Genomic DNA, 26423 nt, shown 5'->3' with positions numbered 1-26423 from the left:
GCATAGGCTTTATTGCTCTACAATGTATGCAAGATTTCGTTAAGAAACTTAAATAACGTCTTCGTATCCTCTTCATATTTATTCTCAGTCCAGTTACGTAAGATTTCAATCAAGCCACTGCTGATAAAGTCACAGAACATTTCAGGTTGGCTCGACTCACGAATCTTTTGCGCTAATACGTCATCATCTGTGCGTGCTTCCTCTCTCAATATCTTACTATGAATGCGTTTCAGTTCGTTTAATACTTCTACGGAACGCTCTGAAGAGAGCACATGTTTAAAGATCGCTTTATTCTCCTCAAAGTAGGCGGCAAAGAAATTCAAACTCGTTTCATCATTATGTCTGAGCTTCCGTTTCTCAAATTCTTGACCTATAAACTGTGCAAGATGATACAACAAATCATATTTATCTTCAAAGTAGCGGTAGAATGTGCTGCGATTAATCTCCGCTTCTTCACATAGTTGTTGAACGGTTAACATATCGAAATAGTGCGTATTCAAGAGGTCATACGTCACTTGAATAATGTGTTGAACCGTGCGTTTTTGTACAGGGGATTGTGCGTTCACCGTCCTGCCTCCTCATGCAATCAATCTTCAGTCTTTCGTTTAAACGTAATTTATCACACACAAACATCAATTACCAAGCCACAACCTTTATCTCACCCATATTTGTAAAAAGCTTGTCGTTTACTCATCATATTTCTAAAATTGTCGTAATCCCTCTCTTCTCAATAACCAACTTTAGCTCTCCTGTCACTAAAATCACCTAACCTATCTAACACTAAAGTCGCCCTACATCCCCTCATCCAACACTAAAAATCGCCCCTATCTAAATGGTCAATCGCTACACAAACCATTCAAATAGGGACGATCTAAGGAGTTACATATTTTTATAGTTACTTATTGTATATTGGGAGAATTTGAATTATATCTGAATTCATTACCTTATGCTAATCTTTATGAATTTGGGACGATTAAAGGGAGCAACTCATAATTAACCAGAACTCCCTTTATTTTATCCCAGAAGTTTACACCAGCGAATTAATCACCGATATCTTTCTTCCAATCATCGACTTTATTGTCGTGATCGTCTACATAGTCCTTAGCAACTTGTTGTGGATTCTTGTTCTCTTTAAAGATTTTCTTCGCTAAGTCTTCTTCATCTTTCTGACTCCAGTCATCAGCAATGCGTGTCGCAATCGTGTACGCACCTGGATGATTCTGTTTAAAGTCTTTATTGAAGACTAAGTCAATGTGTTGATCGTTAGAACCATAAATCTTCTCTGGATCTTTCAACATCTTGAAGTCGAGTTCTTTGTTAATCCAACTAGGATCCATCGCTGTAAAGACGAGAGGTTGTTGCTTCTTGTATGCTTCTTGAATCTTCTTGAATTGTTCTTGGTCTGATGACTTGTGTAATTTGTATTTACTTAAGTCATTGTCACCAATCTCGTCTTTCGTTTGTTTCATGACACCGTTACGTTTGTCTGTACCTTGGATAGTCCAGTCTACTTTGTCACCAAAGCTTTTCGCTTTCAAGTCACGAGTAGAGTCCACGTCTTTCATGTACTTAGGTACTGCAAGACCGACTTTCACGTCATCGTTTAAATGCTTTTTATCATAAACAGTTAAGTTATCTTTAAACTTGTTGTAATAACGTTTGTCTGTAGATGGGAAAATGCCTGATGCATGGAATTGGTCTTTATCCTGAGAAACAGACGCGTACATTGGACCGCTCGCTGGCATTGGTGTCGTCTTCACGTTATAGCCTGCTTTCTTCAACACTTCAGCAATGACAAGTGAGCGTGGTGACGAATTGTCAGACGCGATATAAGGGATTTCGACATCTTTGTCCCCTAATGACGTCGCTTTGTCATCTGAAGCACCGCCATTACCACACGCACTTAGCACGAGGGCTAAGGCGAGTGTGGCGATGAGGCCGAACGTCTTAAATAAACGTCGCTTGATCATCATTCGTTCCTCCTTGTGAAATTAATCTAAGTCTCCGTATCCATTCGTACGATCATTTTTATACTTATCATAAATATCTTTATGGTTCACACGTGCATAAAGCATCAATGCGTTAAAGACAATGTCTTGATCTGAAGACTCTTGCGCAAGCGCTTCGTAAAGCTCAGTTGTCTTCTCAATCTTACGTTTCTGTTCTTCGTCTGATGGCTCTTGTTGATCGTTATACTGACTGTAACGGCTGTCTTCAGTGTAAGCACGTTCATAGTCAATATCTTCGCTCGCATGTGCACCTGTGAAGTAACTGTTATACGCATTGTAGAAGTGACTGTCTTCTGAATAGCCTGCACCTTCTGGACGACCTGATTCGTAAGTTGTGTATGCAGGTTTGTGACTATCTGCATGTTGACGGTCTGGATCGACTTGATCTGAAGGTAAATCAGAGCCAGCCGCTTCAGAACGATCATGTGTAGCTGCTGGTGCCATGCTTTGTTGCGCGTCTTTATCTTTATTTGTTGCTTCTGAATCATCTTCTTCTAATGCCTTACCTTCCACGTCAATCTTAGGCAAGATCGCATCTAACCATTTCGGTAAGTACCATGATGCTTTGCCGAAGAGTTTCGTCAATGCTGGAATAATCATCATACGAACAATAAAGGCATCAAAGAGTACACCGAATGCGAGTGCGAGACCTACAGATTTGATTGCTGTGTCATCTTGGAAGACGAATGAGATAAACACGCTGAACATGATGAGTGCAGCTGCTACGATGACTGGACCACTTTGTTTGATACCGACTAAGATCGCACGGTCATTGTCACCAGTCTTACTGTATTCCTCGTGTACACGTGTCATCAAGAACAGTTCGTAGTCGATGGCGAGACCGAAGAGTATACCGATGACGATAACTGGTAAGAACGCCAGTATCGGTCCTGTCGCATCTACGCCAAAGAGTCCGCCTAAGAATCCGTCTTGCATAACGAGTGTTGTAAAGCCGAGTGTCGCTGCGAGAGAGAGTACGAAACCAAGCACGGCTTTCAACGGTACAACGATTGAACGGAAGACAAAGAGTAAGAGAACGAATGCAATCGCTACGATAACACCTGCGAATACAGGAATTGCATTATTGAGTTTTTCTGACATATCAATGTTAATGACACTTTGTCCTGAAATTTCTGTGTTGAAGTCATATTTTTCTTTCGCTTGACTATGGTAGTCACGTAATTCGTAAGTTAAATCTTGAGTTGACTTCGCATTAGGTCCTTCGTCTGGAACGATAGAAATTAATGCGTAGTGATTATTTTCATTGAGATGTGCTTTTTCAACTTTATCCACGTGATCTAAATCTTTAATATCATCGCGAATATTGTCTAAGTCATTCTCAATATCTTTCTTACTACCGCCATCTTTCGTATTTACGAGCATGACGATTTGACCATTGTAACCTTCACCAAAGTTATCAGAGATCATGTTGTAAGCTTTATGCTCTGGTGAATTCTGCGGTTTCAAGCTGTCATCCGGCATACCTAAACGCATATGCGTTACCGGAATGAGTGCAATGATTAAGATGACTAAACCGATGATCGCTGCAATGAGCGGTTTACCAGTGATAAATCTGCCCCAACCATTGCCTTGTGCTTTCTTCGCTTCTTCATCTTGTGGTTGTTGCGCTGCTTGGTGTTGTACACCTTGTGCATCTTCTGTCGTAGAAGTTGTAGCTTGAGATTGTTGTTTCTCTTTCTTACTTCTCAACTTGATATGTTTGCGGAAAATACTGATGAGCGCTGGTAAAAGTGTGAGCGCTGCAAGTACCGCAAAGAGCACACTAATTGCTGAAGCAAAGCCCATCACGGCTAAGAAGTCGATGCCGACGAGTGATAGACCACAAACGGCAACCATTACCGTAATACCTGCGAAGATGACCGCACTACCTGCAGTACCTACCGCAAGGCCAATCGCTTCGATCGGATCTTTACCTTTCTTCGCAATTTCCTTATATCTAAATAGGATGAATAAGGAGTAGTCGATGCCGACCGCGAGTCCAATCATGACGGCAAGCGTTAATGTAAAGTTTGGAATATCGAACGCATACGTTAACAGTCCGATAATACCAACACTTGTACCGAGACCGATTAATGCGCTGACAATCGGCATACCTGCTGCGATGATTGAGCCAAATGTGATGAGTAAGATAATGAAGGCAGCAATGATACCTACAATTTCAGAAGTACCGCCGACTTCAGTCTTCATAGACATTTGATTTGTCTGTTCAATCTTAAGATTATGATCATCTTTTACATCATCAAGCTCTTTATTGATGATCTTCTTAGATTGATCCTGCATATTCGTTTGAGAAACGACATAGTTGATATCTGCAATCGCAGTATCTTTCTCTTTGTTTACCTGTCCACTGTCATATGGATCAGAAATATTTTGCACATAGTCATCATCTTGTTTAATGTTGTCTAGTGCTTTCTGAATATCTTTCTTCGTATCTTTATCTGTAATGCCATTGTCCTTATCCGAGTGGAAGACAATCCGCATCTTCGCTTTCTGACTATCCTGATGGAATTCTTTACTGATCTTGTCATTTGTATCGATGGATTTCAGACCATTCATCGTGATGTCATCGTCGAACTTCGGCGCGTTAACGACGAGCGTGCCGATGATGATGGCTAACACAATGATCCATGCAAAGAGCGCTGACCACTTGTGCTTCGCGATGAACGAGCCCATTCTATACAGTAACTTTGCCAAGACACTACCTCCTATGACTTATTCTAAATTTGGAATTACTCCAACTTTTCCCTTTTCACGTAATTTTAAAAGTAATATTACGCCCTATTTTGGAACACATTTTACAGTGTACTCGCCTCATTTTTCATTGAACACCATTAGTTTGTTTATTGTGTTTAAAAATGCAACAAATACGCAAAATTGTTGGTATTTTCTCGTTTAAATCGCGTAGTTATCAGTTTTTCTTTTACTTTAAAAATGCGACATAGCGCTCTAATTTTCCCCTACCCTTTTATAATAAGGAGTACATAATTGTTGATTAGTCGCGCGCGATTGGTTATAGTTAAATTAATCGCACACGATTGAAAGGAGTGGATACATGGATCTATCAGATATGAAACTTGCGAATCAACTCTGTTTCTCCGCCTACAACGTGAATCGCTTATTCGGTCAATTTTACGAACAGCAACTTAAACAATTTGGACTGACATTCTCGCAATATTTAGTGCTATTGACGCTGTGGGAGCAGAGTCCTCAAACACTGAATGCAATCGGCCAACAACTCGATTTATCCAGCAACACGCTCACTCCCCTTTTAAAAAGGCTAGAACAAGCAGGCTGGGTCGAACGGCACAAATCAGAACAAGACAAACGTCAACTCGTCGTATCACTCACTGAGAAAGGCACACGCGAACAAGCTGCCGTCTTCAAAGCCATCTCAGAATGCGTCTCCTCAGAACTAGATCTCGAAAGCTATCAACAAGCGAAACAGACGTTGGAACAGTTGGAAGTACACTTGAAACAGCTCTTACAAGATAAAGAATAGGAAAGGATGAGGTACAATGACACAATCTATTTATGATATTGAAGTGAAGAAGAATACAGGTGAGACATACAAGTTGGATGAGTATAAAGGCCAAGTCATGGTCATCGTTAACACAGCAACGAAATGTGGATTGAAAGGTCAGTTTGAAGATTTAGAAGAGATTTATCAACGCTACAAAGACCAAGGCTTAGTAGTACTCGGCTTCCCTTGTAACCAATTCGCGAACCAAGAGCCTGAGACAGACGATACCGTTGCACAAACTTGTAAAATCAACTTCGGCGTAACCTTCCCACTCCACGCAAAGATTGATGTGAACGGTAAAAACGAACATCCACTCTTTACGTACTTAAAAGAGCAACAAAACGGACTATTCAATAGTAAGATTAAATGGAACTTCACCAAATTCCTTATCGACCGTGAAGGCAACGTCGTAAAACGCTTCGCACCCAAAGACAAACCACAAAACATGATAGAAGATATCGAAAAATTGATTTAATAAAGTAGGCAGAATTTGCATTTCCGCGTTGTATAAAACTATAAAATGCTTAAAAGACGCAGTTTCTCTCATTCCACGAGAGTCACTGCGCTTTTTATATACAAATTATAGAGAATTCTGTAGTGATTCATTCGATAACTTGAAGTGTTGAAATAAGTGAAGGAGTTAACTACATTAAAGATAGCTATACAAGAGGTGGAATCATGACTTTAAAAAAATACGAGAACAGTAAGACCTTTGGATGCAACTCAAATTGTAACGTTGCCTAACGAAGTAGTACAAAGATTATATATTAGTGAAAGACAGCAACTAGGATTTAACATTGAAGGCGAAAAAATACCTATCGAAAACGCACCTAATGAAGATTCTTATGACAATAAAGATATATTGAATATTGCCGAAAAGATGACAGAAAGATACGGAGAAACATTTAAAAAATTAGTAGATAGATAAAGTTAAGAAATCATGAAATATCTTACAGCAAAAGAAATGGGTAGATTTGAATTTTAAGTTAGCCACCTTAAAAAACATACAAAAAAACGCTATGTGAGTTTCATGTTATTGTTGAAGTCACGACACTAACAATAAAGGAACGAATTCAAATGACGCAGACTCGTTGTAACACGAAATCCCGCAAAAGAACACACCTTACTCAACATAGGATGGTATAAATGATTGGAAAAGAGATTTATCGTTGTACTATCTCGCCAGCATTTTTATCTAAGTCAATGTATAAATTATTATTTACTTTAGTGGGTATTGCTCCCTTTTCATATCTAGTTAAACTTGCTTTACTAATCCCAGTTAATTCGGCAAATTCGCTTAGCGACAATCCATATTTATCTCTAATTTCTTTTATCTTTTCTTTACTTAATATATTATTTTGCTCTCTATACATATCGAAAGCTTTATTTATAGCTATATCATCTAGTTCTTCATTAAAAACTTTTTCATTTGTTTCTATATCAAAGCAAAATTCTGATTCTACTTCGATCTCTTGCCCTTTAACTTTAAATACCTCAGTTCCTTTTTTAATATAAGTTCTCATATTAGCTCCTCCTAGGGTTAAACATACGGTCTAGTAGATAGATCAGAAGATGATTTGAAAGATAAAATTCTACATTGCTTATCTTTAGTTAACATTACATCTTACAACTGACATTATTTAAAAACATTTTACCACTAATCTATTTCTAATATAGACTCATTTACTCCCTTTATATGAATTTAAGACATAATTCTTAGTTTTAAGAGTCCTATCTATATATCCCTTTGGTAGATCACTATTTTTATCAGATGAAAATATATTTTTAGGTACTGTCGGCAATTTATTTTTGATATTTGAAGTATGTTTCTTAGACGATTCTCCTGAATTGTCACAAGCAGTTAAACTGAGAAATAAAAAAGAGATCCGCACTAATATAAAAAACTTTTTTAATATTCATTTATTCCTCGTTAAATGGTTTTTATCATTAATAAATATTATAACACTATAGAAATAATGCAATTTGTTGTTTCTCCTAAATACTTAGCGTTTATAAATTAAAAAGAAACACTCTAATCCCTCGAAACACTCTATTAAACCCAAACAAACAACAGAGAGAATGTGGTGTTGATTGAGTGAATTTTATCTTTCAAAGTTAGAAGAAAACAATTTATACTTCGAACTTCTGCAACACGAGTAAAAAAGAGGTGGTGCGACTCCCGAGGTATCAAGGGCACAGTGAAAATCCATTCATAACGCGCAACAAGCGTTATGAATTAGTTGAACGTGACCACCTGGGAAAGCGTCACCACCTCACAATACGAAGTATTGCAAATTAGTAGTAAACTCTAAATTCTTACGAATACAAATTAGTCACAATACACTACATTCCTACGAACCAACACATCAAAAAACCCGCAGACACCATCCATCTGCGGGCACCACATCCATCTATTTTCTACTTTTAACCAACAAATACATAAAGAAAGGAGAACCAATCAACGCCGTAAAGATACCCGCCGGCACCTCTTTCGGCAAGAACAACGTCCTACCAATCAAATCACTAACCAACAAAATCATCGCACCAATCAACGCACTACTCCACATACGCGACCTAAACTGATGCGCACCCATACGCATCGCAATATGCGGCGCAATCAATCCCACAAACTGAATACCACCAACATAACTCATCGAAATACCAATTAAGATACTCATCGAAATCAACGCAAACACCGAAATAAATTGATAACGCACACCCAGCGCATCAGAAATATTTTTACCTAAATAATGAATATCCATCGAACGAGAGAAATATGTCAGCGCAAACATCACAATCGCAAGCACAATCGTAATCAAGATCGCCTGATAATACTCAGCTTGATGGACAGAGCCCGTAATCCAAATCTGCGCCTGACCACTACGCTTATTCGACGTCAGAATCAAGAACATGATAATCGCCTGACAGAGAATGTTAAAGCTGACCCCAATCAAGATCAGACGATTGCGTTTATAGTTCTTACGTAGAGCTAAGAGATACAGCAATGCCGTAATCACAATCGCACCGAGCATGGAGAAGATCGGTTGGTATTGAATCGGCATCAATAAAGCTTCTGTACTCGTTGTCAACACGATAAGAAAGACGAGGGAGCCCACGTTAGCCCCTTGTGAAATACCGATAACGTCCGGCGAAGCGAGTGGGTTCTTCGTGATAAATTGAAGCACGCACCCTGCTACACCGAGCGCTGCCCCAGTCACTATCGCTAAGAAGACCCTCGGCAGTCTTAAATCTGTCACTACCAAGTTCGTGTAAGCATCGGCACCGTTAAAGAGTCCTCCGATAACGTCTTGTGGCATGAGCACATGGTCACCAAGCATCAATGTGAGTAAGGTCGTCAACAACAATAATACGGTTAAGATAATTAAACGCTTCATTCTGTTAACTCCTTACGTTTTAAGATGAGATAGATAAATACCGGTGTTCCGAGCAATGCTGTCGTAATCCCTACTGGAATCTCGCGTGGCATCAGTAGATAACGACTCAAGATGTCACTGAGCATTAACAGACAACCACCGAGCAAGCCCGACATCGGTATGATGATAAAATGATTGTGCGTTCGACAGAGCAGTTTCGCTACGTGCGGTGTAATCAGGCCGACAAAGGCAATTGGACCTGCGAGCGCGACGGCAGAACCACTCAATAAGACGACCGCAATCATTGTAATGACTTTAATCGATAGAATCTTAGCACCTAAACCTTTTAAAGCATCCTCACTTAAAATATATAAGTTCAGTTGACGTGCCATATACATAGAAATGATGAGACCTACGACGATAAACGGCCAAATATACATTAAGACATTGAGATGCTTGTTCGCGACTGAACCGTTGAGCCAACTGATAATTTCCTCAATCGCTGACTCGTTGTAGACGAGTAAACCTTGCGTAACCGCCATACAGAATGCGCTGATACTCGCGCCAAAGAGGGTTAATTCCATTGCGGTAAAAGGGCGTAATGGCAAGCTTGTCGCTAAGATAATCATTGTCGCAACGATAATCGTACCGAGGAAAGCCATAAATGCGAGCTGGAAAGAACCATTGATACCGAAACCAATCAACATGATCACGACCATTAAACTCGCACCACTGTTTACGCCCATGATACCTGGACTTGCGAATGGGTTACGTGTAATGGTTTGGATCATCACACCACTAATTCCCATTAAAACGCCGACAACCCCGCCCAATACTGCGCGAGGTAGTCGTAATTGCGTTAAGATACGTTGATCTTTGATCTCTTGACCTAAGATCAGATGTTTCCACACGTTTACGAATGAGAAGTGTTTATACCCCAACATCATATTCAAGACAAAGAGTACGATAAATAATCCAGTAAACGCGAGAAGCCACCAAATGTATCTATTTTTCATTTAACATTTTGTCCTTCACTTCATCGATCATTTGATTTGCAGATAACACACCGCCAGAAGTGTTCCAAACTCCGTCATCTACTTTATATACATGACCTTTCTTAGAAGCTTTCAGTTTCTTGAATTCTGGATCATTAACCCAATCTTTCTCTAGTTGTGATACTTTCTTATCTCCATCTTGGAAGGTGAAGTAGAAGAGGTAATCTCCATCCATCGCTTTAATACGTTCTTTTGATACGCCTTTTTCAACAAAGTCGTCTTTGTCTTGGCCTTTCGGACGTTTAATACCTAATTCTTTAAGTACGATACCAGTGAATGTACGTTGATGATAGATACGTACGTCACCAGGCATGAAACGAACGATTGAAACAGATTGATTCTTCTTGTCGCCAAGTTCTTTCTTCACTTTATTCACGTGATCGTCGTAATCTTTGAGTACTTCTTTACCTTTCTTCTCTTTACCTAAAGCTTTCGCGTAAAGGTTGAAGTTCTCTTTCCAGTCACCGCGGAATTCTTTAGAGAATACAGTTGGCGCAATCTTAGAAAGTTTTTTATATTGTGCTTCTTGTCTGAATTTATTACCAATGATTAAATCTGGTTTCAACTTCGCAATCTTCTCTAAATCTAAGTCACTTTCGCCGCCCACAGGTTTAATGCCTTTGTATTTGTCTTTCAAGTGTGGGTACCAAGGGTTACCTTCGTATGAGTTCGCTGCGCCTACAGGTTTCACGTCCATCGCTACAGCCGCTTCTGTCCCTTCGTTAGTCAACATGACTACGCGTTTCGGATGTTTAGGTACTTTAGTTGTCCCCATCGCATGTTTGATCTCACGCGTATCCTTATCCTTGCTTGAAGATTTACTATCATTGCCGCCACCACATGCAGCAAGCATTAATACGAGTATCAATAGTACAGGTATTAACCTTTTCATTATAACTCCCTCTTTCTATGTATAGTTATTTAAATAAAAAACAGATGATATTCATTCTCAATTATAGCTAAGTGAGAACTCTTGTCAACTGGAAATTAAATAAATTTTATTTTAGGGAGATTGTGGGATAAGAATTGTAAGTGACTAATGTCGTAAGCATAGCTGCCAGCACGTTTAAAAATGACCCAATCCCCTGTCTTGAGTGACTTGATTGAATACGGCGGTCCGAAGACATCATTAGGTGTACATAACTTACCTGCCAATGTGACTTGTTGATTTTCGATCGATTTCACACGTGAAGATGTTGTTTCAGTAGGCAGAATATCTAATGGGTGGTTGTGATACCACGCTTTCGGAAAACGGAAGTGATTCGTACCTCCGTTGAGTAAGACGAACGTTTCGCCATGCATCGTTTTAATATCATAAACATTCGTCGCGTAATAGCCGATTGGTGCCGTGATAAAGCGACCCAGCTCAAAAGTAAGCTGTGGGAAGTCCTCAATTTGTGATGCAAAGGTTTCAAAATCGAATTGCGTCTCGCCTTCGTAATTGACGCCAATCCCTCCTCCAACATTGATCGCGTAGTCTGCCGGCAGTCTTGAACTGTATTTTTGAGCGAATGCGATAGCATTTTTAATAAAATCAACATGGGCTTGCTCGTCTAAATTATTACTCATGGAATGGAAGTGAAAGCCTGTAAGTTGAAGTTCTGGTGTAGCCTCGCACATCTCAAACGCCTCTTCTAAATCGTCGTAAGGAAGACCAAACTGTGTTGGCACACCCGCCATCTTGAGCTTGGCTGACGACTCGATATTGCTTAAATTAATGCGCAACATCACTTCAACTGAGCGCTCAGAGTCCGCTAATAAAGATTGCAGCGCATCGAGTTCGTACAGACTTTCCACTTGAATGGATTTCACTTGATGCTCTAAGGCATAAGCAAGATTGCCTCTCGTCTTAACTGGCCCGCCGTAAATCATAGGCGCGGTCGCTGAAACTGCGCGCACTTTCTCAATCTCACCCGGTGAAGCAACCTCGAAACCCGCCACATAGGGTGCGAGGGTTTCAAGGATACGAGGATGAGAATTGGCTTTAACCGCATAATAAATGGAATGTTTCGTCGTGGAAGTGAGCCAGTGAATCCGTTGTTCTAACGTCGTTAAATCATAAATGTAATAATCTTGTTCTGGATCAGTAAGTAAATGTTTAATGCGTTCCATAGTCATGCTCCTTTGTAAACATCAGTAAGACACATAAGAGTGTCAGTATTAGCCCAACGATCATCGTCACGTATAGGACGTGAAGACCGAGGTGTTCGAAGATAAAGCTGAGTAAGATACCTCCGAGTGGGATGAAACCTTTGTCCATCATCGAAATGGATAGTACAGAGCCACGATATTTCGGCTCAACCCATTTCTGTACGAGAATGCGATTCGTTGTTCGGAATGCTTGAGATGCAAAGCCCATTAAGACTAACACGATGGCATAAAGCCAAGCTTGGTGAATGAACATCAATGGCACAATTGAGACGATAAACAGTATCGACCATAAGCGTAGACTTCTGAGACTCCCTTGGCGTTCAGAACGCATAAAGATGAGCAGAATCAAAATAGAGCCTGCTGCAATCATCGCTGTAAAGAGTGAATAAATCATCGTGTGACGACCGAATTGTGCATCGACAATACTTGGTAATACGATGGTATAAGAGAAGCCGAACAGCATCGCAAACACGCTTGAAATCATCAACAGTACGATGACAGGTTGAGACTTCAAGTAAGCGCCAATCTTGTGTCGTTCTTTCTTCTTACGATGCACTTCCGGTAGTACGCGATTCAGTAAGATCACACAGATACTGCCGACAATCGGTAACGCTAGGACGATGTATGAGCTGATAGCACCGAGTAATAGCCCACCGATAAACGGACCGATTAAACGCGAAACGTTAAGAATCAAAGCATTGAGACTAATTGCTTTGTGTAGCTTTTCCTCAGTCACAAAGCTCGGGATTAACGCATTGCGTTGTATTGTATCGATCGCTTGAAAGAACGACCGAGCCATGATGATGACCAAGATAAGATAGATATTCCACTGTTGACAGAACGCGCCAACGACACCGACAGTTAGGACGATATTCGCCAGATGGATTAAATACATGAGTTTCGTCGAACTGATGCGATCGATCATTTTACCAATTACAAACGCAAAGACGAGCTGCGGAATCAAACGGGCAAAGTTGATATACGCGATATAAATTGCACTTCCCGTGAGCTGTAGCGTGATCCAGTTCAACGCAATGATGTCGACCCAGTCGATGGTCCGCGCGAGACACTGAGCACTGATGAAACGGGTATACGGACTAAACTTGAACATTACGCGCCACCAACAACGGGTTCGCCCGCTTCACATAAATATCCTGACTCTCTTCCGCAATCCGCATCGTGAGCAGTGCTTTCTCATTAATCGTCTCAGTGTAAAAGGCAGAGCGGTCTGCTTCCGCATGTGTTAATCCTTGCGTTTCGAGATCATCGAAAATCGCTTGGAAAATAGCGTTGATATGTTGCCATAGTGCGGCTGCATCATAACCGTAATCTCGGCTAAAATGCGTGACCAACGTTTGGAGATGGTTGCTAATCAATGTGTTCTGCACTTTCTCGTACATCCCCTCCGTCGTCGCATTCGTTAAGGCTTGAGTGAGTTCCACCCATTCAGGAATGCGTGAGCTATCAATACGCAAACCACCAAAGTCACGGACGTGGAGACGCGTCGGCATCCCATGCTGAAACTCAAACGACATATTCTGAAGATGGGCTTCTAAACCCACCCCATATTTCGTCATTAAAGTTACCGCCGTTTCTACGAGCAAGCGCGTATACTGCTTAAACCACACTAATGGTTGATAGAGTGATTGCGCCATATCCACAAGCGTCGTATACACTTTCTCACCCGCTTCATTACGCTCAAACAGACACGTAGCCGTATAGAGCGACGCATTAACCGGAATATATTGCGCGTTATTCTCACGCAGGATAAAGGACAAGTTACGCTGCTTATCTTCTTGTGAGTGGCGATACGTCATGCCCCCGTATTCTTGAACAGGAAAGCTAATATCTGCTAAGCGTGAGTCATTGTTGTAGATATAGTTAAAATACTCACCGATATTTCGTGAATTGATAATACTGTTATTACTAATCGAACGAATCGTCGAAGTCATTTGTGAATTGACCGGCAATTTCAGGATTGGCGTGACGCCATCAATTGGGCAGACCGTACGGAAAGAGGACGTACTTTTAACAAGGCCACCACGATGTTTGAGTAAAATGATGTCTTTGTTGGCGATTTCCTCAGCATAGACGTGTTCGAGTACGTGTTCAAACTGATAAGGATGCACTGGAATTAAATCATAGTTGGGTGGAATTTCTGCTAAATAACCACTGAAATCGACGAGCGTTTGCATTTCTGTTTCTGATAAATTGTTAAATAACAGTCCTCGTTTTACGAGAATCCAGTTCAATTTGAAAGCTTGGTTATACTCTGGCGAATATTGCATCACTTCTTGGAACGACAGCCCAAGTTTCGTCTTCGCACACGGATGGATGTTGTGTCCTTGAATGACGTATTGTTCGCCTTGTAGCAACGGATGATCACTCTTTGGCATATTTTGACAACACGTAATGCTCATCGCTTGATTGATAAGGTGATTCTCGATTTCGACTTTGAGTTGGTCATAGTCATAGTTGCCTTTGATGAGTTGACTTAACCAATTGATGAGTTCTAGCGGATCTTGTAATACTTGCGTGTCACCGTTGTGATGAAGTGTGAGTTTCTTCGTATCTTCCTCAAACTCTAGAAATATTTCCTGGGAAATGTAGAGCCGTTTCATTTGTGGATGCTGTTCTACTCGATGAATTGGCGGCGTTAACTCATCAAATAGACATTTCACTAACTTAGTAAACGTAATGTCGATACTCTCTTGAATACAACTTTCTACGTAACTGCACTCATACCGACACGTGTGCGCAAATACTTCATCTATCCATTGCATGTCGTTGTCGCTCCTTTCTCGTATAACGGATTATTAACGTACGTATGTTGGTAATCATAGCCATCTTCATAAATACGCATCTTCAAGAGTGATTTAATACGAAAAGTAGGTTGCTGCAATAAATCAATTTGTGGCTGATAACGGTCATTATATTTACGAAGCTGTTCACGAATGATGTAGTAGCCGATAGATGGTTCGTAACCATACTGTTCTAGTACACGGATAAGTTGGAACAGATGATTGTATAGCACAGAATGTGAGAATACTGCGAGTAGTTCATCAAAATCATCTGTGATAAGACCAGTCGAGCCATCGATATCGACATCTCTATCGAAGAGACGCACGCCTCCGAAATCGCGAACGTAAATCTTCATCGGTAAGCCATCTTGAATTTCAATCGTACTATTCTGCATGTGCGCTTCGAGACTAATCCCCTCTTCTAAAAGCAGACGATACGTCGCTTCGAGTATGATGGTAGTGTATTGTTCAAGGAATTTCGTGGTTGCCGTTTCAAAGGAGAGATTTTGGCGTTCCATTAAGCGTTCAATACATTCAATCAAGATGTGTTGATCAGTAATAAAGCTTTTCGTAATCAAGCTCGCACAAACGAGGTGATGCGTTTGGGGCGCTTGAGTCGTTTCAGGAAGCCGTTCACGTAGTAAATAACTTACTTTATTCGCGTGTTCTTTATTAATATTTAAAAACGCACCTGCTAGGTCTCTCTGAATCGCGCTATGACGATAGTCGCCTTCAGCATAGATTTGCGCTACCGCTTCACTTAATGCAATACCGTTGCGAATGGAAGCTGGTGAAACATTGCGCACAGCGCTGGTCGCTTGGACATTGACCGCCGTTTTCACAATGGCGTTAAACTGTGGCACGTCTAACGTTCTAAACGACAATAATGGTCGTGCTGAAATAGCATGTTGAAAGAGCGGGACGAGCTGTTCTTGTTGTAGTAATTCCGGGTATTGTTGTTGAACGAAGTGCTCCAGTTGCCATTCATGAAGAAAGAGCATCTCATAACGTGAAATATCGATATTCTGCATTGATAATTCATTCTGAAGTTGATCAGACCACTGCGTATATTCTGGGCTGATTGTTGAGTGGGTAGGATGAATTTGTGTCACGAGTTCTGATGCACAGAGCACTGGAATGATCTGCGCTTGTTGTCTAAATTCTGGTGAGAAAGTGATGACCTGTTCGGGATTAAATCCTAACTTCGTCTTCGTCATCGGATGGAATGGATGCCCTTCCGTAACGCTCTGCTCAAAGAAAGTATCGTCTAAACCTTCCCCTTGCACGAAGTCAAAGATGTCTTTATAGTGCGGACTATAGCGTTCACGGTCTTGTTGATATTGAAGATAGCTGAGCGTGAGATTCTGTTCTGAGTTGGCAAGTTCAGCTTGGATGCGATCATCCGATTCTAGCTGTGTGAGGTCGAGTTGTTCGAAATCTGCAAGCTGACGGACACGTTGTTGGACTTCTTGTTGCGCTTCCGTTTCAGCTTGGTTTAACTGTTCTTCAGTTACTTTTGGAAAATGTTTATGTATATCGCTCAATTGAGCGTTCCTTGTTAATTTCAAAAAATCACTATCCTTTATCTATTTATGATAATGAGAATCGTTATCAATTATATAGAACTCATGCTATTTGTCAATGAACTTTTATAAATTTAGCAATTAAGTGGAATTTGTTTTTGAATTTTGAAGAATTAAAAAATGGAGCGAGATCGAAATCGACTTGATTTCGTAGTCTCACTCCTGCGTATTAACCTATAACATTCTATTTTTCTGCCATTTCTTTCAAAGCTTTGTAGAAAATCTCGCGTTGTTTTTCGAGTGAAATAGGGTCGTTATATTGTGTTTCTGAAACATCAAATTCAATGACACGATGCTTTTTAACAGCATCTAAATTCTGCCAATAATTTGTGTTCTCAAATGAAGGTTGATGGTCGCCTTGCTGTGCTATAACAGCAATATCACCAATGTAATCGCTGAATAATTCCGGTTTCAAAGGTGTCGCAAACTTACTTTTAGTCGCTTCAGCAAGCTTATCTGGCTGTTTCAAACCATAGCCTTCATAAATAATTTCTGTGCCACGGCCGAGATGATTGCTAAATGCCATAATCCCTTTCGGCGTCTCTTGAACTACAGACGCTGTCTTACCTTTAATAAACGGTTCTAACTCTTTCTTATCTTTCGCTAATTGCGCGTCCCAATCTTTCAACCACTTGTCTGCTTTCTGCTCTTCACCTACAAGTTTCGCTAAATGCTTCGTATTGTCTTTATACGTCGATTTCTGTGCATCAAATGTCACAGTTGGCGCCACTTTTTTGAGTTTCTTTAAATTCTTATCTTCGACAGTCGTAATAATTAAGTCTGGCTTCTCTTTCACGACCACTTCAACATTGGTATTATCTATTCGCTTAATTCCTTTCGTTGCTTCGTTCAGGACCTTGTTCTGTTCCACAAACTTCGGAACTGCCACAGGTTTATGACCAAATTTCACTAAAGCACCTACATAAGTTGGGTGTAAAACGACGATACGTTGCGGATTAGTAGGTACTTTGACTTTATCACCATTATCAGAAGTATAAGTTTGATGCGAAGCGCCTTTATCTCCTTTTGATGATGAGTGACTTTGTTTGCTGCTTGTGCCACACGCCCCTACAAATAACATCAGACATAGCACTAGAATAATTAATTTTTTCATATTTCTCTCTCCCTTTGTCTAATAACGACAATTTTATTATTCAAACGATATTTCAAATAAGGTATCCATCTCAATACGCCTAACCCTTTCCACCGATGTGAATAATAGTCAAACAGGCTATGTTCTGAAGTGACACGTAACGTTTGTGGAAGTATTTTTACGAAATCTGGCAAACGATTATAGCCAAATTTGAAAGTTGGCTTAGAATCTAAACGAGAAACAGTGGGATGGTAATGCGTATGGTCGGCCATGAGCTGTGAACAACATTCCACAATCATCTGCAGTTGATGCTGATTGAACTTCCGACTGACGAAATTGAAAAACTGCTGCACCTCGCCACGCTCAAAGTACATCAACACGCCTTCAACAATGATGAGAATTTCACTCTTCTCGGAATAGAGTGACCAAGTCATCACATCATCCATCCACGTCTCATCTAACATCGATTTCGCTATGAACCGATTGAGTTCCGTCTCTCTGAAGAACTGTTTCCTGAGCAAGATGACTTCCGGTACATCTAAATCAAGCCACGGAACGTCCTCTAGATTTAAACGCTGTCTTCTCGTATCTAAACCGCACCCGATATTGATGATGAGCGGCCGTCTCGCTTGTTGAATAAAACGCCTCACGAGTTGGTCGATTAACCACGTACGAACACTGATACCGACTTGCGTCATCCATGAGCCACTAAACTTATCAAAGTCATAATCTAAAGAGGCCATGATTTTCTGAGATAATGGATCTTTGATAATGCCACGTGATCTCTCGGTTTCGTAACTTCGTGCTGCTAGTGGAATCAACAGCGATTCAGGTATACCTTGCAGTTGTTTCATAGCTGTTCTCTCCTTTGAGTTAGGTAAAATGAGTGTATGATATTGATAATCATTATCAATTATAGCATAATAGTAACTATCTACAAGTACTTATTTGGGAGGCTATGTAATGAAACAGTTTGTATTTCACTTCGACAAGGACGGTTATCACATTACTGTTAAGTTACCACGCAGTTATTATCAAGCATGCGATAGTCGTTATCCTGCATTAATCGTTCACGATGGCGACGATTTATTTAAAAAGTTAAAAAGTGAGATTATTTTTATTGGAATCGAATCACCTGAGCGTGCACACGACTTTACACCCTGGGCAGCCCAAGTGAATGACCAAGAAACTAAGGGACAAGCGGATCAATACTTAGGCTGGTTAGTGGAAACTTTAATTCCTGATTTACGCGCGCAGTTCCGTATTTGCGATAAGCGAGAGAAGTTAGGCATCAGCGGCGCTTCGTATGGGGCACTCGTTACATTATACGCGTTGTATCGTTATCCAGAAACCTTTGGCAAGTTCCTGCTTATTTCACCGTCTCTTTGGTACCCTAACTTTATTGAATTTATGAAACGTGAAGCGCCCATTTCTACTGCGGTTGATGTCTATTGGTATGTAGGTTTGAAAGAAGGTATTCGTCACACACATCGCCTTAAAGAAATGGTTCCGAATAGCTTAGAAGGGCAACGTTTGTTAAAAGCATCCCTACAACATCATGATGCCTCGTTATACTTTGAAACATCGCGACGTGGCATTCATAGACAACGCTATTTTAAAAAACACTTTAAACGTGGTGTATGCCAGTTATTCTAGGTATGCGAACACGTAGAAAAGCTTCAACCCGAACGATAATTTAGACTTACTTGTCTTTGTCGTTCGAATTGAAGCTTTTTTGAGAAAGTGTTAAGGAGATTCGGTGTGATTTCATTTTCACTCATGAAATCGTGCAATTACTTATATTTAAGACTCCCCGGTGTCTTAAATTATTATTTTTATGCCTACTCTTCTTATTCAAACCTCACAATCACTCATTCACTTCGTCTTTAACTTTCACATGTTTACGTGCTACTTCATTCCCATTTTGATCATATTTTACAATCTGACCATCCTTCGCTGGTGAATATGAACCAAGCAACTCTCCATCTTGATTACGATATTTCATAGTCCAAACATCTGGGTGCTTTGGATCATCAAAACTTACGTTGTCCCATAAATACTGGTTATCAATAGGATGGCCTTCAAAGTCTTGAATTATTTGATGGATTTGAGAACGCATATGCGCCATCGTTGTAGGTAGAGTAGCCGCACTGTCCGTATCAGGTTCCTGTTTCGCTTGTGTCACCTTTGTCGTCAGTTCAGGCCAAGCGCGGTGATTCTTGTATTTATCATATAGATCTTTAATATTCACTTCTTCACCATTTTTAAGCAAATCATTGTAGTCAACAATTGTCGTCTGTGTCCCGCCAATATATATTTTCGAATCACTTACTCCAATGATTGAAGCTGCATCCTCTACACCTGGATATAGCGAATAGAACTTCATACCTTCCGGTGCATTACTCACAGTGAGTTCCTGCTTTAATATTAAATGATTAATAATATAATTCATTTTACCCGCAGGTGCATTTGCCGTGTAGAAACCTGTGAGAACTTCATTTTTTGTTAATATATGTTTTTGGTTCGTTTTTGCATAAAATGCCAAAGCAAGACGCTGATCTTCTGATAATTGAGAGAGCGCAGCCGCTTGTTCAGACTGTGCTTGCTTATCTTTATGACCTTGGGATTTTTCTGCCTCTTGCTTATCTTTCTTTTTAAATTTTTGATGCGCTTTCTCTTCGTGGTGCTTTTTATCTTCATGATGTTTGTGTGTTTCTTTATGTGCCTGAGTTCCTTTGTGCTCGTGACTCTCTTTCTTTGTGTGTTGCCCGTCATGTTCATGACTTTGACCACATGCCGCAAGTAATAGTAAAGCTGTACCACTCGTTAATAGAAGTTTTTTCATCGCTGTAACCTCCATACTTTTTCATTTATAGTAAAAAGAAATATTACCTTTGTGTAAGCCCTTTCATGTTAATTATACACAACTCTACTCGAATTTGAGTATTCAATCTCAAAGCACGGAGGAGCCTTTAAATTACCGAGCCAATACAGCAAGTAATAGATGGAGATTATTTATTGCTTTCTCGTGACTACTTTTTCAAATCACGAAAACCGTTACTTAATTCTCCCAACTTTATTACCGATCTTCATTTTTAATCTTCTTACTCTTCACTTTTTTACCATTCTTATCGTATTTCACAACTTTATTATCTTTAATCGTATAAGTACCTAGCACTTCACCGTCTTTGTTACGGTAGCTCACTGTCCAATGGTCAGAGTCATCAAAGCTGACATTATCCCATAAATATTTATCACTAAGCTCTTTTCCTTCAAATTCTGATATCTGATGATACATTTGTGAACGCATATGTGCCATCGTTGTAGTACCTGTGTCAGCATCCTCGACATTTGATTCTTTCTTCGCTTTCTTCACTTTATCAGTTAATTCAGGCCAAGCGCGGTGATTCTTGTGTTTCTTATATAAATCTTTTACTTTAATCTCTTTACCATTATTCAACATCTGTGAATAGTCTTGAAGTTGAGCCTGTGTGCTGCCTATAAACAACTTCGACTTACTTACGCCAATCACAGATTCTGCTTCTCTAGTTTGAGGATGAACAGTATAGAACTTCATACCTTTTGGCGCATTATCCACATCCCCCACTTTTTGTAAGACGAGATGATTAATTTGTCGTTTCTCATCCCCATTTTGACCTTTATACGTGTAAAAGCCAGTCAATATATCATTTTTAGACAACATATAATCTTTACTATTATTATCATAAAATGCGAGTGCAAGGCGTTGATTCTCTGTTAATTGAGAGACTTTTTCCTGCTGAGAATGTGCCTTGTTACCATCTTCTCCTTGACCTTGTCCACATCCTGTAAGCAATAATAAAGCCGCTCCACTTGCTACAAACAACTTTTTCATCCCTATAACCTCCATAAATTTCAACCCAATCATGATGACCTACATTTTTAATTGAGCTACTATGATTTTATGTATTATTTATAGTCGTAAAAGAAATAATATTTGTATGTAAGCCCTTTCATATTTATTATACACAATATTAAAAATATTTAAAGTTCATTTGAAACTCAAAATAAGTAAAAGAGTTTGAGACAAGATCAAGTGCCTTTCATTTTAATCATGAATTACTTCATCATTTAACACTTTCTTATTTCTTGTCCCAAACTCATTGATGATAGATATTTAAAGTCCTAATCTTAACCATCGTTTTTTAGCTAAAGTAAGTACAATAAAGTTAATAATAAATAATGCAACGAAAAAGATAACTAATGTTATTACATTATGAGAACTTAAAAATTGCGTATCGTTTTGTAGTATTTTATTAACTCTATTATACATGGTGTTGCTAGCCTCAAATGGTGCTATAATGCCGAATATACTTTTATTAACTGCTACTAAAATAATAGACCCAATCCAAAACACAATACTTATACCTATACTAAGCAATATATTAGAAAATAGCATACTTATCGTGCCTATGATTAGAATATACTGCAATATAACTAATCCAAATAACAATAATAGTAATAGATAATGTGTGAAATCACCGAATATCAAAGAAATTACAGTAATAAATATCCAAATTATGAGAAAGCATTCAACAAATAATACGAGTGCCTTTTTATAAAAGAAAGTGTACACATTATCACCGATAAGTTTATAAAAAAGCGTATTTTTGTTTGAATACTCTTTGTTAATAAAGTAAGCGATGATAAATGAAAATAGTAAGAAACCAAATTCTGTCGCTACAGTATATGCACTAAAAAAGTACTGACCATATCCAAGGTGCTTTACTTTATCAATTCCTACAGGTAGAAAGTAACCCAGTAAAAAAAGAAATAAAAATAAAACGCAAAGAATTAATACTATTTTGTTGGTTAAACTTTTTTTAAATTCCAATTTCATTATTCTTCCCCTTTTTACAGATTAATATAATCTTGAATTAAGTCATCTTTAGATTGATACTCTTGAATACCTCTGTCTTGCAAGGCGAAATATTTACCAGATATATTTTTTAAGTCTGATAAATTATGAGTAATATTGATAATCGTTTTATTTGGATGTTCTTTTATAAAGATGTTCAAAAATTCTTGTATTTCGGTAACCGTCTTCTTATCTAAAGCATTGGTTACCTCATCCAAAATCACTAATTGATTGTCTTCGAGTAGAAAACTTAAAAATTTCAGTTTTTGTTTCTGACCATCACTAAGATTTTTAATTAGTACTCTAGAAGGAATAGAGTCTATATCTAATATTTGATATATATTGCTAAATAAATCTTCAGATCGGCTGAATTTGTTTTTCAATAGTTTCAATAAAAAATCTTTAGTAATATCTTCTGGAACGCTCGTTGAACTCGAAATTAAAGTACTTTTACTGGAAATATTTTTAGGAACATTACCGCTATTATTTAATACTAAATCTTTTGCCAACTGAGACTTTCCAACTCCATTCTTTCCGACAATGTGATTAATCGTTCCAGAATAAAAGCTTAGATTACTATTTTCAATTAAAGTCTTTCCTTTTACCGTTAAAGAGTAATTATCTATCTTCATTTTTTCACTCCTATGATAAGAAATATAAACCCCAGTATATTAACCAATGTATTAGAGTATTTAAAGCAATCAATAAACCAATAGTTTGAAAAATAATTACTAACCAATGATTTTTTGTAACATGAGAAAATTCGTCTAATGACAAGGAAGCTAACATAATCTTATATCCATCTGAATTTAGTAAAGGCACTAAATTCCAAATCATTGTTGATGAGAAAAATATAAACGCTAAACTAAGTGTATATGAGTGTAAAGTGAATTCATTTATTAATTGTATTATATTAATAATTGTAAAGTTAATAAATATTCCAGCTGAATGAACAACAATTTTATCTATTCTAGATAACATATATGTCTCATTCATTTGAACAAACACTGCTGGAAAAATTAAATAATTTAATTTTACACCTATCTTATCAAACTTTTTTCCAAAGTATTTCAATGAATAAATATGACCTAATTCATGTAAAACTATGTTTGTAATAAAATATAAAATTAAAACTATGACTATTTTAGCATTGAAGTAAGGTACTATCTCTTTTTGTAAATTCAAGAGGTATAAGTTATTAAAACATATCATCATTATGAGAAATAATATATAGCTCCAAAAAGCGAAATTACTTATCTTTTCTTTATACTCTCTAAAATCTTTTAAAGAATGAGAATCAATAGAACTTAGTTTATTACGAAAATATTTATTTGTTTCTTTATCCTTAATGAAAATATGATTTTGTACAAAAATTTCATATTTATCATTTTCATACTTCAAAGGTTTCATAATAATATTCTTCCATATATGGTTTAAAGAAGTTAATCTTTTCTATAGAGTTAAAGAGTTTACAGCATACACTACAAACAGATGAAAATTCGCTAGGTATATCGAATTCATATAGTAAGTTATTATCCTTCAGTATCTTTACGAACCAACTTAAACCTTCTCTTCGAATAATATAAAATAGCAAGTTTGAATTTAATTTTTCAATTGTTCTTTCAAGTCCTTGATTCTGATCTTCTCTTAAAGATAATTCTGTTTCGAATATTGCTGGAGAACAGCAAGGATATATCTCACCATCATGATGATATACAATTTCGTATCCAGGACAGCGTAATAACTTCTCATCCTTATCTATATCATAAAAATTATGTATCATATCATCTGGGATATTGCATTTAGCTGCTCCCACCGATATTAATGGAAATTTGGTTATTTTTATTCCTATTATCGCACTACCCAAATTTTTTATGATTTCATCTGACATTTTATCTTTTGTTACAGCCATATTAAGTGATACATCAATATTAGGGTATTCTAATCTGTATTCAAATATTCTTTTTACACTATTAAGTTTTACAAATGGAGCATGAAACTCATCATAACTAATTGTTAATGCAATAACATTATATTTTTGGAAATCAGAAAAATATTTTTTCAATAATCTTCTACTCGCACCCCAAAAACCATTAGATATTAACGTCACTTTTTTATCATAAGACTTAGTTATTTTAAGTAGACTTTCTAGATAATCATAATTCAAAAATATTTCTCCACCAGTAAAAGATATAACTTCAACATCTTTATTTTGACAAAAATCTATAATAATTTTTTCTATGCTAGCATTTGACATTTTTTGATTTGATTTAGGTGAACATGAAAAACAACAATGTGCACATTCAGCGTTACATTTTGAACTTAAATTAATAGAAACACTCTTATTGTACATTAGATTTAACCCCTTAAATTGTACAAACGGAGAAATTAAATTCTCCGTTTGTACTTAGTTTTAATGGCCGCTTCCTACTACCCAACGATTACCTTTTGATTTGACGAAGTACCATAAATCATTAACTTTAGCTAATTTTTCTGAATCATTAACTAATTTTTCGAATTCTAAGTTTTTCATCAAATCTTTTCGATCTTCTTTCTTTGCTAAAACTTTTTTCATGATATCATCTCCTTTCACTTTAACTAATTTAATCTTATCATATATATTTTAATTAAATATGTACTTTTTGTGAAATATAACTTTTGTTTTTCTCAAAAATGTTTAACAATATTAAAGAGTGATAAATCATCAATTAAAAAACTTCGACTCACCACTAAATCTGAGTCGAAGTTTTTCTTATCTATTTCTTATTATAATTTCCATTATTTAGTGTAATCGCATCTGCTTTATTAACTAATGGATTGAGTGCGGGCTGATACACACTGTGATGATACTCTGCTCCTGCGAATCGACTAATATTCTCAATAAAATTACCGATATTCTCATCTAATTTACGTTTGGAATTAACGAGTGCGTTACGATCAGTGTGTTCAAAGTTGTTTGTGTAGATCTCAAATGCAATGGTTAACGTATTGAACTGTTTCTCAACAGGCTCATAATGTTGTAATAACTTTTGAATTTTATCATGTGGGTTATCGCTGTGATGACTGACTTTCAGAATCAGTTCTTGAAGCTGATCATCTAAGAGCTTAAAGTAATGCTTGGTTTCCGTGAAACGATCGGTAGTAAAAGGCTGATTATAATTCGCATTTTTATAAGTAAATTCTGTATTTCTGACTTTTGCAGCTTTATATGTAACGAGATCAATCATACTAATAATTTCATTATCATAATCTTTATTTCGTATGTCATCTTCTCGCTTAAATTGCCATTTCATCATAAATATCGTACCCACAAGGGATAAGATACCTCCGGCGATAGCTGCTAAAAACTCACTCATATCATCACTCCTCAAATGTTTGGTTTAAAAACAGCTTATCTCTATTTTCTGTTCAACTTTATTATAAAAATTTTAGAAAGCGGTTTCAATCATTGTTTATCTACGCTATAATATAATTAAAATAATAAATATATAAGGGGTATACAACTATGAATATGAAAGTTCGCGAAAACGATATATTAGATTATTTATCTTTAAAGAGACCTGATCATACATTTAGATCTGGACGTATGTTGGTAGGTCAAAGGGGACAACATAATCTTGAAGTTTATTATTTTGATGATGATTTACTCGCTATTACAGAAGTAGGTTTTAAAGATTTTGAAATTAAAAATGCAGATATATTAGATTACAGTCAACTCAAACGTGTTACTTTGAAAAAAGGCTTCTTTTTCCGAAAAATGTTAGTTGAAAGTAAAGATAACGAAAGCCTTCAGTATAAAACATCAAGAACACTACTCACTGACTTTAATAACAAGAACTTCAATGCGTTTATTAAAGGTGAGAAAGAACGCGTTATCTATGAGAACGGACAATTTGTTTAAGACTTCCCGCAGTCTACG

25 protein-coding genes and 1 pseudogene are annotated in these 26423 nt (G+C 37.8%); 5 read left to right on the top strand and 21 right to left on the bottom strand.

All coding sequences use genetic code 11. The annotated features are described in order from the left end of the window. Nucleotides 1-17 precede the first annotated feature (17 nt). From HMPREF2802_RS10275 to HMPREF2802_RS10265, 3 genes and pseudogenes are all read right to left on the bottom strand, one after another. Nucleotides 18-566, bottom strand: coding sequence for a TetR/AcrR family transcriptional regulator (locus tag HMPREF2802_RS10275; RefSeq protein WP_070504292.1), 549 nt, complete (start codon nt 564-566; stop codon nt 18-20). Between the two features lie 474 nt (nt 567-1040). Then, complete coding sequence (locus HMPREF2802_RS10270; RefSeq protein ID WP_002471952.1) at nt 1041-1970, bottom strand: glycine betaine ABC transporter substrate-binding protein; 930 nt, start codon at nt 1968-1970, stop codon at nt 1041-1043. Nucleotides 1971-2488: 518 nt separating this feature from the next. Beyond that, a pseudogene (locus HMPREF2802_RS10265) lies at nt 2489-4724 on the bottom strand (MMPL family transporter); the annotation flags it as partial. A 358-nt stretch (nt 4725-5082) separates the two neighbouring features. Here HMPREF2802_RS10265 and HMPREF2802_RS10260 point away from each other — a divergent pair. From HMPREF2802_RS10260 to HMPREF2802_RS10250, 3 genes are all read left to right on the top strand, one after another. Next, on the top strand, nt 5083-5529 hold the full coding sequence (locus HMPREF2802_RS10260) for a MarR family winged helix-turn-helix transcriptional regulator (protein ID WP_002471987.1): 447 nt from the start codon (nt 5083-5085) through the stop codon (nt 5527-5529). 16 nt (nt 5530-5545) lie between these two features. Beyond that, nucleotides 5546-6025 carry a glutathione peroxidase gene (locus HMPREF2802_RS10255; protein WP_002471955.1) on the top strand — a complete coding sequence of 160 codons (480 nt, stop codon included), beginning with the start codon at nt 5546-5548 and terminating at the stop codon, nt 6023-6025. 237 nt (nt 6026-6262) lie between these two features. Further along, the gene (locus tag HMPREF2802_RS10250) at nt 6263-6478 is read left to right on the top strand and encodes a hypothetical protein (RefSeq protein WP_002471962.1); all 216 of its coding nucleotides are present in this window, start codon (nt 6263-6265) and stop codon (nt 6476-6478) included. 235 nt (nt 6479-6713) lie between these two features. Here HMPREF2802_RS10250 and HMPREF2802_RS10245 read toward each other — a convergent pair whose 3' ends face one another. The 10 genes from HMPREF2802_RS10245 to HMPREF2802_RS10200 form a co-directional block, all read right to left on the bottom strand. Then, nucleotides 6714-7073, bottom strand: coding sequence for a type II TA system antitoxin MqsA family protein (locus HMPREF2802_RS10245; protein WP_002471991.1), 360 nt, complete (start codon nt 7071-7073; stop codon nt 6714-6716). Nucleotides 7074-7961: 888 nt separating this feature from the next. After that, a complete protein-coding gene (locus HMPREF2802_RS10240) occupies nt 7962-8945 on the bottom strand; it encodes a FecCD family ABC transporter permease (protein ID WP_002471985.1) in 984 nt (327 codons plus the stop codon). Then, nucleotides 8942-9940, bottom strand: coding sequence for a FecCD family ABC transporter permease (locus HMPREF2802_RS10235; RefSeq protein WP_070504286.1), 999 nt, complete (start codon nt 9938-9940; stop codon nt 8942-8944). Before HMPREF2802_RS10235 ends, HMPREF2802_RS10240 begins: the two co-directional genes overlap by 4 nt. Then, nucleotides 9930-10871 carry an ABC transporter substrate-binding protein gene (locus HMPREF2802_RS10230; protein WP_070504283.1) on the bottom strand — a complete coding sequence of 314 codons (942 nt, stop codon included), beginning with the start codon at nt 10869-10871 and terminating at the stop codon, nt 9930-9932. The genes HMPREF2802_RS10235 and HMPREF2802_RS10230 overlap by 11 nt, the downstream gene beginning before the upstream one ends. Nucleotides 10872-10966: 95 nt before the next feature. Beyond that, nucleotides 10967-12091 (bottom strand): alanine racemase, encoded by a 1125-nt coding sequence (locus tag HMPREF2802_RS10225; RefSeq protein WP_070504279.1) that lies wholly within the window; start codon nt 12089-12091, stop codon nt 10967-10969. Continuing rightward, nucleotides 12078-13241, bottom strand: coding sequence for an MFS transporter (locus HMPREF2802_RS10220; RefSeq protein ID WP_070504276.1), 1164 nt, complete (start codon nt 13239-13241; stop codon nt 12078-12080). The genes HMPREF2802_RS10225 and HMPREF2802_RS10220 overlap by 14 nt, the downstream gene beginning before the upstream one ends. Next, a complete protein-coding gene (locus HMPREF2802_RS10215) occupies nt 13228-14913 on the bottom strand; it encodes an IucA/IucC family protein (RefSeq protein WP_070504274.1) in 1686 nt (561 codons plus the stop codon). Before HMPREF2802_RS10215 ends, HMPREF2802_RS10220 begins: the two co-directional genes overlap by 14 nt. Beyond that, nucleotides 14901-16499, bottom strand: a complete 1599-nt coding sequence (locus HMPREF2802_RS10210) for an IucA/IucC family protein (protein WP_242249958.1) — start codon at nt 16497-16499, stop codon at nt 14901-14903. Before HMPREF2802_RS10210 ends, HMPREF2802_RS10215 begins: the two co-directional genes overlap by 13 nt. 199 nt (nt 16500-16698) lie before the next feature. Next, entirely contained in the window at nt 16699-17628 is a 930-nt protein-coding gene (locus HMPREF2802_RS10205; protein ID WP_070504268.1) for an ABC transporter substrate-binding protein, read from the bottom strand. Continuing rightward, nucleotides 17625-18461 carry a class I SAM-dependent methyltransferase gene (locus HMPREF2802_RS10200; RefSeq protein ID WP_070504265.1) on the bottom strand — a complete coding sequence of 279 codons (837 nt, stop codon included), beginning with the start codon at nt 18459-18461 and terminating at the stop codon, nt 17625-17627. The genes HMPREF2802_RS10205 and HMPREF2802_RS10200 overlap by 4 nt, the downstream gene beginning before the upstream one ends. 109 nt (nt 18462-18570) lie before the next feature. Between HMPREF2802_RS10200 and HMPREF2802_RS10195 the strand changes: the two genes are divergently transcribed. Further along, a complete protein-coding gene (locus tag HMPREF2802_RS10195) occupies nt 18571-19263 on the top strand; it encodes an alpha/beta hydrolase (protein ID WP_070504262.1) in 693 nt (230 codons plus the stop codon). A 211-nt stretch (nt 19264-19474) separates the two neighbouring features. Here the strand turns inward: HMPREF2802_RS10195 and HMPREF2802_RS10190 are convergent, their stop codons facing one another. The 8 genes from HMPREF2802_RS10190 to HMPREF2802_RS10155 form a co-directional block, all read right to left on the bottom strand. Next, the gene (locus HMPREF2802_RS10190) at nt 19475-20452 is read right to left on the bottom strand and encodes a hypothetical protein (protein WP_070504259.1); all 978 of its coding nucleotides are present in this window, start codon (nt 20450-20452) and stop codon (nt 19475-19477) included. Between the two features lie 234 nt (nt 20453-20686). Then, nucleotides 20687-21481 (bottom strand): hypothetical protein, encoded by a 795-nt coding sequence (locus HMPREF2802_RS10185; protein WP_070504256.1) that lies wholly within the window; start codon nt 21479-21481, stop codon nt 20687-20689. A gap of 282 nt (nt 21482-21763) precedes the next feature. After that, on the bottom strand, nt 21764-22486 hold the full coding sequence (locus tag HMPREF2802_RS10180) for a peptide ABC transporter permease (protein WP_070504253.1): 723 nt from the start codon (nt 22484-22486) through the stop codon (nt 21764-21766). A gap of 14 nt (nt 22487-22500) precedes the next feature. Then, a complete protein-coding gene (locus HMPREF2802_RS10175; protein WP_070504251.1) occupies nt 22501-23136 on the bottom strand; it encodes an ATP-binding cassette domain-containing protein in 636 nt (211 codons plus the stop codon). 10 nt (nt 23137-23146) lie between these two features. Continuing rightward, nucleotides 23147-23914: a peptidase gene (locus HMPREF2802_RS10170; RefSeq protein WP_070504248.1), complete on the bottom strand. Its 768-nt coding sequence runs from the start codon at nt 23912-23914 to the stop codon at nt 23147-23149. Further along, complete coding sequence (locus HMPREF2802_RS10165; protein ID WP_070504246.1) at nt 23895-24857, bottom strand: YydG family radical SAM peptide epimerase; 963 nt, start codon at nt 24855-24857, stop codon at nt 23895-23897. The genes HMPREF2802_RS10170 and HMPREF2802_RS10165 overlap by 20 nt, the downstream gene beginning before the upstream one ends. Before the next feature lie 60 nt (nt 24858-24917). Next, entirely contained in the window at nt 24918-25079 is a 162-nt protein-coding gene (locus tag HMPREF2802_RS10160) for an epipeptide YydF family RiPP (RefSeq protein ID WP_070504244.1), read from the bottom strand. A 181-nt stretch (nt 25080-25260) separates the two neighbouring features. Beyond that, complete coding sequence (locus HMPREF2802_RS10155; protein WP_049409999.1) at nt 25261-25860, bottom strand: hypothetical protein; 600 nt, start codon at nt 25858-25860, stop codon at nt 25261-25263. A gap of 149 nt (nt 25861-26009) precedes the next feature. Here HMPREF2802_RS10155 and HMPREF2802_RS10150 point away from each other — a divergent pair, with 149 nt between their 5' ends. Then, nucleotides 26010-26405: a hypothetical protein gene (locus tag HMPREF2802_RS10150; protein ID WP_070504241.1), complete on the top strand. Its 396-nt coding sequence runs from the start codon at nt 26010-26012 to the stop codon at nt 26403-26405. The last annotated feature ends 18 nt before the right edge of the window (nt 26406-26423 follow it).

Origin of the sequence: Staphylococcus sp. HMSC071G07, from assembly GCF_001811435.1 — a bacterium.
Classification (GTDB): Bacteria; Bacillota; Bacilli; order Staphylococcales; family Staphylococcaceae; genus Staphylococcus; species Staphylococcus pettenkoferi.
The sequence above is the reverse complement of the archived record's forward strand: the minus strand, read 5'-3'. Positions and strand labels throughout refer to the sequence as shown.